This window comes from Aminomonas paucivorans DSM 12260 (genome assembly GCF_000165795.1).
GTDB lineage: Bacteria > Synergistota > Synergistia > Synergistales > Synergistaceae > Aminomonas > Aminomonas paucivorans.
The window spans coordinates 472,726-485,607 of the sequence record NZ_CM001022.1 but is presented as its reverse complement, the minus strand read 5'-3'; the positions used below and the strand labels follow the sequence as shown (position 1 = coordinate 485,607).

Genomic DNA, 12,882 nt, shown 5'->3' with positions numbered 1-12,882 from the left:
CGATTCGACCCCGACCCGCAAGTCGTTTACGCCCCCGTATAGAGGTTGATACTCCCTCCTTACGGGGAAAGAGTACGGTGACCCCGTCCCCCCTGCCCCGTATGGGGGGACCCTCCCCTTGTACGGGGGGAACGGCCCGTCGGGTCGGCCCCCTTGACGAGAGGGGGAGAGGGGGCTAGGGTGTTTGTATAGTCAAACACAGGGGGTGTGTGATCTTGCGGTGGGGTCTACAGCAACGACTGCTTGTGAGCATTCTGGGGTGCTTTCTTCTGATCAGCGGGATCAGCACGGTGTGGATCGCCCACCAGGCGGGACACACGGCCCGGGAGGACGCCCGAGCCATCGCCCGGGGGGCCGCGGATGCGGCGGCGGCCCGGTTGGAGGGGGACTTCCGGGAGTCCTTCGCCTCGATCCGATCCCTGGCCCGGTCCCTGGAGGGGATGGATCGTACCGCTCCGGGCGCCCGGAGCGCGGCGCTGGGCCGGGTGCGGCAGGCCCTGGAGGCCACGCCGGGAGCCCTGTCCGCCTGGGTGGTCACGGAGCCCGACGCCTTCGACGGGCGGGACGCGGCCTACGCCCGCACCCAGGGCTTCGGGGAAAAGGGCCGCTTCGAGGGCACCTTCGCCCGACTGGACGGGACGATCCGCCGCACCTTCGACACCACCGAGGCCATGTTGGCCGATCCGGTCCAGGGAGCCTGGTACCGGGAGGGACTCGAGACTCCGGGGGAGACGGTGCAGGAACCCTACTCCTACGCCTATGTGCCCGGGAAGACCCGCCTGGTGACCACCCTGACGGTACCCCTCCTGGATCGGGGGCACCCCGTGGGGCTGGTGGGGATGGACCTGGACCTGGACGCCCTGCACGAGTCCCTCTCCCGGGAACGCATCCTGGGAGTGGGGCAGCTTTCCCTCCTCAGCAACCGGGGGGTCTTCGTCAGCGATTCGGACTCGAAGCTGCGGGGCCGCTCCCTGGAAGAGATGGGGAAGGGAAAGATCCAGGGACTGGACGACCTGCTCTCCTCCATCGCCCAGGGGCGAGCCTTCACGCGCCAGGACTACTCCCTCCAGTTCCGGGAGGACGCCCTGAAGATCCACGTCCCCGTCCGCACCGGGACGGGGCTGGCCCCCTGGAGCCTGGCGGCGGTGCTGCCCCTAAGCGCGGTGGACCTCCCCGCCCGCACCCTGATGAAGGACATCCTCCTGGTCTCCCTGGGGGGCGCCCTGCTCCTGGCAGGGGTGGTGACGCTCCTGGTGCGCCGGGTGGTGCGCCCGGTGCGAGCCCTGTCGGCCACCCTGACGCGCTTCGGGGACCTGGACCTCACCCAGGACGAGGCTCTCCCGTGGCTCCGGCGCCAGACCGGGGAGATCGGGGAGATGACCGGCGCCCTGGGACGGCTTCAGGGCGCCCTGAGCCACATGATGGGGGTCCTCCAGATGGAGGCGGGGCGGTGCCACGGGACCGCGGAGGCCCTGGCGGGGCTCTCGGAGGAGTCCGTGGCCTCGGCGGAGGAGATCCGCAGGGCCCTGCAGCAGGCCACGACCCTCTCCCAGAACAGCGCCGCAGCCCTGGAGGACGCCCGCACGGGGACCTCCGACGTGGCCTCCGCCGCCTCCGAGGCGGCCCGGTTCGCCTCCCAGGCGGCGGAGGCGTCCGCCCACAGCGCGGCGCTGAGCGAGGAGGCGGTGGACCGGGTGGAGGGGGCCCAGCAGGACCTCCAGGGGCTTCGGGATCGCTTCTCCCTGGTTCAGGACCGGGTGGCCCGGGTGGAGGGCGCCTCGCAGTCCATCCGCTCCTTCGTGGACACCATCCGGGGCATCGCCGACCAGACGAACCTCCTGGCCCTCAACGCCGCCATCGAGGCGGCCCGGGCGGGGGATTCGGGCCGGGGCTTCGCCGTGGTGGCGGAGGAGGTGCGCAAGCTGGCGGGAGAAAGCCAGGAGGCTTCGGTGCGCATCGCCGACCTGGTGGCCCAGCTCTCGGAGGAATCCCGGGATTCCCGAAGGATGACCCAGGAGGCGGGAGGGCTGCTGGCGAGCCTCCAGACCTCTTCCCTTTCCGCCACGGAACGGCTTCGCACCGCCCTGGAGCAGATCGACCGGGTGAACGAGGCGGTGCAGCACCTGTCCTCCAGCTCCCAGGAACAGGCCGCCTCCAGCCAGCAGATGGCCGCCTCCATCGACCAGGTGGCCCAGACCACCGAAGAGGTGGCCCGGACCCTGGAGAGCATCGCCCTCTCCGCCCGAGACACCACCGAGGCGGCAGAACAGGTGACCCTGGAATCCCAGAGCCTCGCCGCAGGGTCGGGAACCCTCCGGGAACTGCTCCAACGGTTCCGCCTGGATGCGGCCCCCTCCCTGACCGCCGGCACCCCTCCCTCCCTGCGCACCCCCCCCCTTCCCCTCCCCGCGTCACGCTGACCCCGATCTTTCCCGATCTCTCCGGGAGGCCCCGGCACCAACCGGGGCCTCCCACCCCGCCCCAGAAGGCCCGAGACGCTCCTCCACGGCGCATTGACGCGAGAGAGGGGATGGCGTATCCTTTGATTTAATTTAGGATCGACTTCATTCCCTTGATCCATTCCTACGGAGGTGTGTCTCGTGATCAAAAGGCTGAAACTTCAAGGCAAGATTCTCCTCGCCATCCTCACCGCCATGACCCTCATCCTGGGGGCCATCCTCGCCTACGTCTCCACCCACGCCGGGCAGGTGGTGCTGCGGGACGCCCAGCAGATCGTGACGGCCTCCGCCCGGGCGGAGGCAGGGGCCATCGAGTCCCGGGTGGAGGAGATCCAGATCGCCGCCCGCACCCTGGCCAAGGTCCTGGCGGGGATGGACCGGGCCGCCCCGGGGGCCCGAAACAGCGCCCTAGGGATGCTCCAAGCGGTGCTGGAGACCACCCCCGGAGCCCTGACCACCTGGGTGGTCTTCGAGCCCGACGCCTTCGACGGCAAGGACGGGGAGTTCGTGAGCCGGGAGGGCTACAAGGAGAAGGGACGCTTCATGGCCACCTTCCTCAAGGAGGGCAGCGCGGCCAAGCGGAACTACGACATCACCGAGGCCATGCTGGAAAGCGACGCCGAAGGGGCCTGGTACCGCATCCCCCTCCGGTCCGGGGAGGAGGCGGTGATGGAGCCCTACCTCTACTCCTACACAGGCAGCAAGGAAGACGAAAAGCTCATCACCAGCCTCTGCGTCCCCATCCGGGTGGACGGCCGGGTGGCAGGGGTGACGGGCATCGACATCGACCTCTCGGAGATCCAGGCCCTGGTCCAGAACCTGCGGGTGATGGGCACCGGGACGGGGACCCTCTTCTCCAACTCCGGGATCTTCGTAGGCAGCCCCAGCCCGGAGCTGGTGGGCAAATCCCTGGCGGAGGTGGGGAAGGGGAAGATCCAGAACCTGGACACCATCCTGAAGAACATCCGGGAGGGCAGGAACTTCACCCTCTTCGACTACTCCCTGGCCCTGAAGGACGAGACCTTCAAGGTCCACGTGCCCCTCTCCCTGGGAGAATCCAAGACCCCCTGGTCCCTTTCCGTGCTGGTCCCCATGGGCACCATCAAGGCGGAATCCCGGGCACTGACCCGGAACATCGCCTTAAGCGCCCTGGCGGGGCTGCTCTTCATGGGGGTGGTGGTGGTGTTTCTGGTGCGGCGCATCGTGCACCCCATCCGGGAGACCTCCGCGGTGCTGGAACGCTTCGGCGACCTGGACTTCACCTACGACCCCTCCCGGGCCTGGCTGATGGACTACCGGGACGAGATCGGCGACATGACCCGGGCCATGGGGAGGATGCAGGAGGCGGTGACCCGCATGGTGCGCACCCTGGAGCGGGAATCCTCCCAGTTCACCTCCTCCGCCGAGTCTCTGGCGGCCCTGTCCCAGGAGTCCGTGGCCTCCATGGAAGAGGTGAAGGCCTCGGTGGACCACGTGATGGGGCTCTCGGAGTCCAACTCCGCCGCCCTGCAGGAGACCAACGCGGGGATCGAGGAGGTCAGCTCCGGGGCCTCCAGCGCCGCCCACGCCGCCTCCGACGGGGCGGAGGCCTCGGGGCGCACCACCGCCCTCTCGGAGCAGGCGACGGACCAGGTGAACGGGCTGGTGCAGGCCATCGGGGACATCGGCCGCAAGACCCAGGACTCGGTGCAGCGGATGCACAAGGTGGCCGATTCGGTGGACTCCATCTCCGGCTTCGTGGCCACCATCCGGGGCATCGCGGACCAGACCAACCTGCTGGCCCTGAACGCCGCCATCGAGGCGGCCCGGGCGGGGGAGGCCGGCCGGGGCTTCGCGGTGGTGGCGGAGGAGGTGCGCAAGCTGGCGGAGGAGTCCGCCGGGGCCGCCAAAGAGGTGGAACAGCTCATCGGCTCCCTGAAGGCGGAGACCCAGGGCTCCCTGGACGTGACGAGCCAGGCGGAAAAGGTGATGGAGGCGACGGTGCGCCGGGCCCAGGAGACCCAGGGACGCCTCACCGAGGCCCTGTCCCAGATCGCCAAGGTGGACGAGGCCATGCAGAACATCGCCGCCACGTCGGAGGAGCAGGCCGCCGCCGCCGGGGAGATGGCCTCGGGGATCGACCAGGCCACCAAGTCCACCGTGCAGGTGGTGGAGACCCTCTCCTCCATCCAGCACTCCACCGACGAGACCGCCCGGGCCTCGGAACAGGTGGCCCAGGAATCCCAGCGCCTCGCCGAGGGGGCCCTGCGGCTGAAGGACGAGCTGGCCCGGTTCCGGGTGGGGGGGGACGAGACCCCCAAGGCCCTTCGGGGCTAGGTCCTCCCCGATCCTCTTCATCCAGACGAGCCCCCGGGGTTTCCCGGGGGCTCGTCTCGTTCCGGCGGGGGAGAAACCCTCCGCCCCCTCCCGTCAGCGGCGCTTCTTCGCCCCCTCCTCCAGACGCATGTAGGACTGCAGGTCGTTGGAGGTGTAGGCCAGGTGCTCCCCCAGGGCCTCCAGCGCCCGGGGCAGGTCCCGGGCCTCCACCGCCGCCAGGATCCCCCGATGCTGGCGCTGGGACTCCTCCCTCATGGAGACCAGGTGCTGCCGGATGTTCCGGTCCGTCTTCTGGCGCAGCCGGGCCAGCATGTCCAGGGTCAGGGGGCGGTCCGCGGGCTCATAGAACAGGTTGTGGAACACCTGGTTCAGGTCCCGCCAACGGATGCAGTCCCCTTCCGCCTCCATCTGATCCAGGGTGCGGGCGGCGTCCTCCAGGATGCGCCGGGTGATGCGGGGGAAGGCGATGCGCAGCAGGTTCGTCTCCAGGGCCGCCACCATCTCGTAGAGTTCCTGGGCCTCCTCCACCGACAGGGCGGTCACCATGGCTCCCCGGTAGCCCTGAAAGCTCACCAGCCCCTCCGTCTCCAAAAGCCGCAGGGCCTCCCGCAGGGGGATGGGGCTCACCCCCAACCGAAGGGCCAGTTGGGCCTGGTGAAGGGGCTGCCCTTCCGGGAGGACCCCCCGGTAGATGGCCTCCCGCAGCACCCCGGCGATGAAGTAGGGGGCGGTGCTGTCCCCGCCCATGCGCGCCGCCAGTTCCTCCAGGGTCAGGTTCTGTTCCACACGACCGCCTCCTCTCCCGGAGAATATATTCTTCCACCTTCGGATTATAGGAAAACCGCCCAGATTATACTCCGTTGACAGGGATCGTCGTGCTTCACCATACTAAACAAAACCCAACGTCATCTTCCCGAGGAGGGGATTGCCACGGCGGTTTCCATGCAGTTTCTGGCGGAGGAACTGGAGGCCATGAAGCAGGGAGGGCTCTACGGCACCATCCGGACCCTGGAGAGCCCCCAGGGGGCCTGGGTGACCATCGAAGGACGGAAGGTCCTGAACCTGTGCTCCAACAACTACCTGGGGCTGTGCAACCACCCCCGGGTGGTGGCCAAGACCAAGGAGTACGTGGATCGATTCGGCGTGGGGCCCGGGGCGGTGCGCACCATCGCGGGCACCATGAGCCCCCACCTGGAGCTGGAGCGCAAGCTGGCGGCCTTCAAGGGGGCGGAGGCGGCCATCCTGGTGCAGTCGGGCTTCTGCGCCAACCTGGCGACCATCCCCACCCTGGCTCCGGCGGCGGAGGACCGGATCTTCAGCGACGCCCTCAACCACGCCTCCATCATCGACGCCTGCAAGCTCTCCAAGGCCCCGGTGGTGCGCTACGCCCACTCGGACATGGACGACCTGAAGGCGAAGCTGGAGGAGCACCGGGACGCTCCGGGGCGCAAGCTGCTGGTCACCGACGGGGTCTTCTCCATGGACGGGGACGTGGCCAGGCTGCCGGAGATCGTGGAACTCTGCGAGGCCCACGGGGTCATCCTGGTGGTGGACGACGCCCACGGGGAAGGGGTCCTGGGCCGGGGCGGCCGGGGCATCGTGGACCACTTCGGCCTCCACGGCCGGGTGGACGTGGAGGTGGGCACCCTCTCCAAGGCCTTCGGGGTCATGGGAGGCATCGCCGCAGGCAGCGCGGTGCTGGTGGACTACCTGCGCCAGAAGGCCCGGCCCAACCTCTTCAGCAGCGCCCTCACGATCCCCGACGTGGCGGCCAACCTGGCGGCGGTGGAGATCCTGGAGGAAAGCGACGAGCTGGTGACCCGGCTTTGGGACAACGGGCGCTTCCTCAAGAAGGAGCTTTCCGCCCTGGGCTTCGACACGGGGCACAGCGAGACCCCCATCACCCCGGTCATCCTGGGGGAGGCCTCCGACGCCAAGACCTTCAGCGCCAAGCTCTTCGAGGCGGGGATCTTCGCCACCGCCATCGTCTTTCCCACGGTGCCCCGGGGCACCGCCCGGATCCGGGTCATGGTCTCCGCCGCCCACTCCCGAGAGGACCTGCGGTTCGCCGTGGACACCTTCGCCTCCGTGGGGCGGGAAATGGGGCTGCTGCGATGAAGCGCATCGTGGTCACCGGCGCGGGAGGGCAGATCGGATCGGAGCTGGTGCCCCACCTGCGGGGCCTCTACGGCTCGGAGAACGTCCTGGCCACGGACCTGCGCCCCCTCGCCGGTCCGGTCTTTGAGGGAGGTCCCTTCGCCCCCCTGGACGTGCGGGACGGCCGGGCCTTCTCGGACCTCCTGGGCTCCTTCCGGGCGGACACCCTGATCCACCTGGCGGGGATCCTCTCCGCCAAGGGAGAGGACCAGGTGGCCCTGGCCTGGGACGTGAACGTCAACGGCTCCGTGGCCGCCCTGGAGGCGGCCCGGGAGCGGGGAACGACCTTCTTCCTCCCCAGCTCCATCGCCGCCTTCGGTCCCTCCACGCCCCACCGGGACACCCCCCAGGACACCCTCCAACGTCCCACCACGATCTACGGGGTGGCCAAGGTGACCCTGGAGCTGCTCTGCGACTACTACCACCTCAAGTTCGGCATGGACACCCGAGGGCTGCGCTTCCCCGGCCTCATCAGCCACCAGGCCCTCCCCGGGGGCGGCACCACGGACTACGCGGTGCACATCTACTACGACGCGGTGCGCACGGGCCGCTACACCAGCTTCATCGCCCCGGGCACCTTCATGGACATGATGTACATGCCCGACGCCCTGGACGCGGTGGTGCGCCTCCTGGAGGCGGACCCCGCCCGGCTGGCGCACCGCAACGCCTTCAACATCTCCGCCATGAGCTTCGACCCCGAGGGAATCGCCGCCTCCATCCGCCGGGTGCTGCCCTCCTTCACCCTGGACTACGCCGTGGACCCCCTACGCCAGGGCATCGCCGAATCCTGGCCTGACTCCCTGGACTGCTCCGCCGCCCGGGAGGAGTGGGGTTTCGCGCCCCGGTATGACCTGGACGCCATGACCCGGGACATGCTGGAACGGGTCTCGGCCAAGCTGGGCGTGGCGGCCTAGGCAAAGCGGCCGGCGGACCCGCCTCTCCCGAGCCCCCCGGGCCGCAGCCCGGGGGGCACTTCTGTGTCTCCCCCCTCAGATCCCTTCCTCTCCCCGAGGAAAAATCCCTAGGGGGCATGTTTTATTTCACGATAACAATAGTTGACGATTTTTACATTATCGCAGTATCCTGGAATGTGAAGACGATGGAGTCCCCTGAAGCACTGCGATGATGGCTTTGTGTCGGAGACGGGAAGTGGGGCTCCCTCGGGACATTCCAGGAAGCGAACGAGGAGGAGTCAGCCGTGACCACCCAGTGGAAGGACAGTTTGACCGACCAGCTCTGCCAGGCCCTTTTGTGTCTGAAGGACCCCGAGGAGGCCTACCAGTTCCTGGAGGACGTGGCCACCATCGCGGAGATCCGCGCCCTCTCGCAGCGCCTCGAAGTGGCCCGCCGCCTCCTGGCGGGGGAGACCTACCCGGTCATCTCCAGCCAGACCGGCGCCAGCACCGCCACCATCAGCCGGGTGAAGAAGTGCGTGGACTACGGCCTGGACGGGTACCGCCTCGCCCTGGACCGCATCGCCAAACCCTCCGCCTGAGGGAGACGATGCCTCTTGCTTCATCTGTGCAGAGGGGCTATGATGCGCCTAAGTCCACCAAACGGAGGCGGATGCCATGTCGGAGAAATGGAAGGACACCCTCACGGACCAGCTTTGCAAGGCCCTGCTCGCCCTGAAGGACCCCGAGGAGATCTACCAGTTCCTGGAGGACGTGGCCACCATCGGGGAAATACGGGCCTTCGCCCAGCGTCTGGAGGTGGCTCGACTCCTGAGCGCCGGGGAGACCTACCCCCAGATCGCCAAGCAGACCGGGGCCAGCACCGCCACCATCAGCCGGGTGAAGAAGTTCCTGGACTACGGGGCGGACGGGTACAAGCTGGTGCTGGAGAGGATGAAGAAGCAGGACTGAACCGGACGCCTCCCCTCCCCCGGATTCCCCGATGCCGCCTCCCCCGGGAGGCGGCATCGTCGTGCACCCACCCCTTCGCAAAGAGAGAGGAGCACCGGAAGATGGACAAACGACAACCGGCGGCATGGTTCCCCTGGGGAGACACCCCCTGGGCTCGCGCGGGGGCGGCGGCGCTGTGCGCCGCGGGATGGCGGGTGGGATACGGCACCGCAGCCTCCGCCCCGTCCCCGGGGCCTGGGATGCCGCTTTCCGAGGAGGCGATCCCCTTCGACCTGGGATCGGGACGTCCCGAAGACCTGGCGGCCGCCACGGTAGCGGCGGCGGAGCGGTTCGGAGGGTTCGACGGGGTCCTTCCCTGGCCCATGGCCCCGGGAGGGCGCAAGCTCTGGCTGGACCTGGAGGACCGGGACTGGGAACAGGCCCTGGGGGAGGTGTCCCGCGACCTGGCGGGGGGACTTCGCTGCGCCCTGCCCTACCTGCTGGGGCGTGGGGGAGCGCAGATTCTGTTCCTCCAGGAAGCGGCCCCGAAGGGGCGCCCCCTCTCGGCGCCTCAGGAGGCGGCTAGGCTGTCCCGCTTTGCCGTGGCCCGGGCGCTGCGGGACGAGCTGGGACCCTGGGACGTCCTCGTGCGGGTCCTGCTGACCCCCCTCCTGGACGAGGAGGCGGGGCGCCGGGGCGCGGCGGCCCTGGCCGCTTCGGGAGGGCCGCAGGCTCCCTTCTGTTTGCGGGGCGGCTCGGACTAGACGCCGCCCCGAGGCAAGACCCGGTTCAGAGGCTGCGCAGAGCCCACACCAGAAGGATCACGCAGGCAAGTCCAGCAAGCCCCAATACCCCCAGGAGGGGGACGGGAACCTTGCGGGGAGGGCGAGGGGCCTCTTCGGGAAGGCGCAGCCGGATCTCCCCGGGGGAGACGAACCGGAAGAAAACCTCCTCCTCCCCGGCGAAGTGGCCGTGCACCTCGTACTGCCCTCCCTTGAGGAGGCGGATCATGTAGATCTTCCCCTCCACCCCCTGCCCCCCAAGCCCGTCCAGCATCAGCAGATCCCCGGGGCGCAGCTCCGACAGGGCCACCCCCTCCAGGGGGTCCACCTGGGGACGCACGTCCACGATCCGCCCGGAGATCCCCGGACCGGCGGAGGGTTCGGCGGACTTCTTCCCCCCTTCCTCCGTCGCCGGAAGGGATTGGGCCACGAAGGAGTCCAGGGCCGCCTGAAGGGAGTTCACCTCCAACCCCATGTCCCGAAGGTCCGGAAGGGAGACCAGGGCCATGCGTACCGCTCCGAGGGGGTAGCCCTTTCCCGTGACCTCCCGCATTTCCCGGGAGGCATCCAGGGAAAGGCGGACGGTGAGTTCCGGATCCTCCAGGACCAGGCTGTCCGTCTCCTTCTGCCCGGCAAGCCAGAGATCCATCTCCCCCAGGAAGCGGGGCACCCAGCGGTCCCAGAGCTTCCTCAAGCCTCGATGGATCTGCTCCGCCGACCAGAGGTCCGTCTCCGACACCTGGGGGTTGGTGGGGATGGCCACCCCGGAGACCATCTCCAGAACCCGGTTCCAGATGCGGAGGGAACCGCTGTCCAGGCCGAAGGGGACCACGGAGGATCCCTGCCAGAGGAGGGCCTTGTTGGGTCCCATCACCGCAGCGAAGAGCACGCTGATGGCGTCGCTGAAGGGAACCGCCGCCCAGAGAATCTGGTACTTCTTTCCCCGGGCGGAGAGGTAGCGGAAAAGCCCCCCCGGGTCCGGAGCGCCCCCGTCCTCCTGGTAGCTTTCCACCAGGCGCTCCAGGTCCTCTCCGGGGATGCCCAGCATGTAGGCCATGAGGTCCCGGATGTACCAGCTCTGCTCCCGACGAACCTCCTCCGTTTCCACTCTGCTCCCTCCTCCTCTTCACGACGAAGGCGGACGGAGGGGCACCCCCCGTCCGCCGCGCTTCCCGTCCCTTCGATCCCCTCAGGCTCCCAGCGCCCGGACCGGGGCATCCCCCTCCAGGCGGTAGCGACGCATCATCTCCTGGAAGGACCCGGCGAACTGGTCCAGCTGCCCCGAGGCCTCCCCCAGCTTCCGGGAGGTATCCGCCAGCTCCGAGACCACCCGGAGGATCTCCTCCGAGAGGTCCCGGGCGGACTGGGTTCCCCGGGAAAGGCGCTCCACCGACGCGGCCATCTCCTGGGCCCCGGCGGACTGCTCCTGGGACGTGGCCGCCACGTTCTGGATCTGGTCCACGATCTGGGTGATGGCCCCCAGGACCTCGGCGATGCGCTGCCGCATGAGCCCCGTCTCCCTCTCCACCGATTCGGCCAGGGCGACGCCGCTCCCGGCGCTCTGCACCGCCACCCCGGTGCCCGCCACGATGCCCCGGGCCAGGTCGCCGATGCTCCGGGCGGCGGAGTTGGACTCCTCCGCCAGCTTGCGCACCTCCTCCGCCACCACCGCGAAGCCCCGTCCCGCCTCCCCCGCCCGGGCCGCCTCGATAGCGGCGTTCAGGGCCAGAAGGTTCGTCTGGTCCGCGATGCCCGCGATGGTGGTGACGATCTGGTCGATCCGGCTGGCCTGGTCGTTGAGCTGAGCCACCGCTCCGGAGACCTGCCGGAAGGACTGGGCCATCTCCCCCACCCGGTCGGCGGTGTTGCGGATCAGGGTCTCCGCCCCCTCGGCGTTGCCCTTGAGGGTCTCCGCGTAGGAGGAAGCCTCCGAGGCCGCCAGGGCGGAACCCTGGGCGGAGGAGGCCACCTCCTCCACCCCCGCGTTGGCCGCCTCCACCGCCTGGGCGTTCTCGTCGGCCATCCGGGAAAGCACTCCCGCCCGCTCCTTCACCTGTTCCAAGGTAGATTCGGTCTTCCCGGCAATCTCCTCCAGTGTCCGGGACTGACGCCCCATCTGGTCTCCCTCCCGGCGAAGCTCCAGGAGGATCTGCCGCTGCGCCCCGATGACCCCGTCCAGGGCGCGCCCCAGCTGGGACATCTCGTCGGTGCCCCCCATGCCCGTGGAGAGGGTGAGGTCCCCCTTCTCCACCTCTCCGGAAACCGCCAGAAGGTGCTGGAGAGGCTTCATGAGGCTGCGGCTCAAGGTGACCACCAGGAAGCCCAGAAGCAGGATGGTGGCAGCCGCCACCCCCAGCTGCCTCAGGCCCAGGGTGGCGATGGGTCCCAGCAGTTCGTCCTGGGGAACCACCAGGCCCAGGCTCCAGCCCTGCGGAAGGGGCTGGTAGAAGAGGATCCGCTGGTCTCCCTCCGCGGACCGGTAGACGGCGGTTCCCTTCTCCCCCTTCACCATCCGGCCTCCCGCCTCCGCCAGGGCGGGAGGGATCACCTTGGAGGGCTTGGTCATGTTCTCCTTCATCACCACGTCCTTGGAAGGATGGGCCACCACCGTGCCGTCCGGCCCCACCAAAACGCCGAAGCCCGCCCCCAGGATGCGCTGCTGGGAGACCATGGCGATGAGCGATTTGAGGCTCATGTCCGCCCCCAGAACGCCGAGAGCCGCCCCCGAGTCGTCCAGCAACGGGACGGCCAGGGAGACGATCATGTCCCCGGTGTTGGAATCCACATAGGGAGTGGTGAGGATGGTGTTCCCCGCGTCCAGTGCCGCCTTGTACCAAGGCCGCGTCCGGGCGTCCCAGTCCGCCGGAGGAGTCCAGCCCACCCCATCGATGAAGGTGCCGTCTTCCAGGGCCAGGAAGACGTCCATGAAGCCCATGTCTTTGTAGGATTTCGTTAGGTTCTGGAGATAGGGTTTCAGGAGCTGTCCGGCGATGCCGTAGTTGTTCCAGAGGTAGGAACAGTTGCGGGAGGCCGTGGCCACGATCTCCATGCGTCCCTCCAGCCAGTTGGTCACGTTGGACGCGGCGGATTCCGCCGCCACGAGACCCCCTCTCTGGATCTGGGCCTCCACGATGCTTCGGCTGTTGAAGTAGGCCAAGAAACCCATAATCGCCGCAGCCAACACGGCGACCGCCGCCAGACCATAAAGACGTTGACGCATGGACATGGTGTCGCACCCCCGGTCATGTGGAATCATCTGAAGTTTCCGAACGCCTGAAAGAGAATAACGAAATTATAGAACCATATCGTGCCCTTGGGAAACTA

The 12,882-nt window shown here is 68.6% G+C and carries 10 protein-coding genes; 7 read left to right on the top strand and 3 right to left on the bottom strand.

Features of this window, described 5'->3' with window-relative positions; translation table 11 throughout:
- Positions 1–215: 215 nt before the first annotated feature.
- Both APAU_RS02125 and APAU_RS02120 read left to right on the top strand, forming a co-directional pair.
- A complete protein-coding gene (locus APAU_RS02125) occupies positions 216–2,420 on the top strand; it encodes a methyl-accepting chemotaxis protein (protein WP_006300014.1) in 2,205 nt (734 codons plus the stop codon).
- A gap of 180 nt (positions 2,421–2,600) precedes the next feature.
- Positions 2,601–4,775: a methyl-accepting chemotaxis protein gene (locus APAU_RS02120; RefSeq protein WP_006300013.1), complete on the top strand. Its 2,175-nt coding sequence runs from the start codon at positions 2,601–2,603 to the stop codon at positions 4,773–4,775.
- A gap of 93 nt (positions 4,776–4,868) precedes the next feature.
- Here APAU_RS02120 and APAU_RS02115 read toward each other — a convergent pair whose 3' ends face one another.
- Positions 4,869–5,561 (bottom strand): GntR family transcriptional regulator, encoded by a 693-nt coding sequence (locus APAU_RS02115; protein ID WP_006300012.1) that lies wholly within the window; start codon positions 5,559–5,561, stop codon positions 4,869–4,871.
- 156 nt (positions 5,562–5,717) lie between these two features.
- Between APAU_RS02115 and APAU_RS02110 the strand changes: the two genes are divergently transcribed.
- From APAU_RS02110 to APAU_RS02090, 5 genes are all read left to right on the top strand, one after another.
- On the top strand, positions 5,718–6,893 hold the full coding sequence (locus APAU_RS02110; RefSeq protein ID WP_006300011.1) for a glycine C-acetyltransferase: 1,176 nt from the start codon (positions 5,718–5,720) through the stop codon (positions 6,891–6,893).
- The gene (locus APAU_RS02105; RefSeq protein ID WP_006300010.1) at positions 6,890–7,846 is read left to right on the top strand and encodes an NAD-dependent epimerase/dehydratase family protein; all 957 of its coding nucleotides are present in this window, start codon (positions 6,890–6,892) and stop codon (positions 7,844–7,846) included. The genes APAU_RS02110 and APAU_RS02105 overlap by 4 nt, the downstream gene beginning before the upstream one ends.
- Positions 7,847–8,130: 284 nt before the next feature.
- Positions 8,131–8,427 (top strand): YerC/YecD family TrpR-related protein, encoded by a 297-nt coding sequence (locus tag APAU_RS02100; protein WP_006300009.1) that lies wholly within the window; start codon positions 8,131–8,133, stop codon positions 8,425–8,427.
- A 76-nt stretch (positions 8,428–8,503) separates the two neighbouring features.
- Positions 8,504–8,797 (top strand): YerC/YecD family TrpR-related protein, encoded by a 294-nt coding sequence (locus tag APAU_RS02095; RefSeq protein WP_006300008.1) that lies wholly within the window; start codon positions 8,504–8,506, stop codon positions 8,795–8,797.
- Between the two features lie 101 nt (positions 8,798–8,898).
- Complete coding sequence (locus tag APAU_RS02090; RefSeq protein ID WP_006300007.1) at positions 8,899–9,540, top strand: hypothetical protein; 642 nt, start codon at positions 8,899–8,901, stop codon at positions 9,538–9,540.
- Between the two features lie 25 nt (positions 9,541–9,565).
- Here APAU_RS02090 and APAU_RS02085 read toward each other — a convergent pair whose 3' ends face one another.
- Both APAU_RS02085 and APAU_RS02080 read right to left on the bottom strand, forming a co-directional pair.
- Positions 9,566–10,666 (bottom strand): hypothetical protein, encoded by a 1,101-nt coding sequence (locus APAU_RS02085; RefSeq protein WP_006300006.1) that lies wholly within the window; start codon positions 10,664–10,666, stop codon positions 9,566–9,568.
- An 81-nt stretch (positions 10,667–10,747) separates the two neighbouring features.
- Positions 10,748–12,784, bottom strand: coding sequence for a methyl-accepting chemotaxis protein (locus APAU_RS02080; protein WP_006300005.1), 2,037 nt, complete (start codon positions 12,782–12,784; stop codon positions 10,748–10,750).
- Positions 12,785–12,882 lie beyond the last annotated feature (98 nt).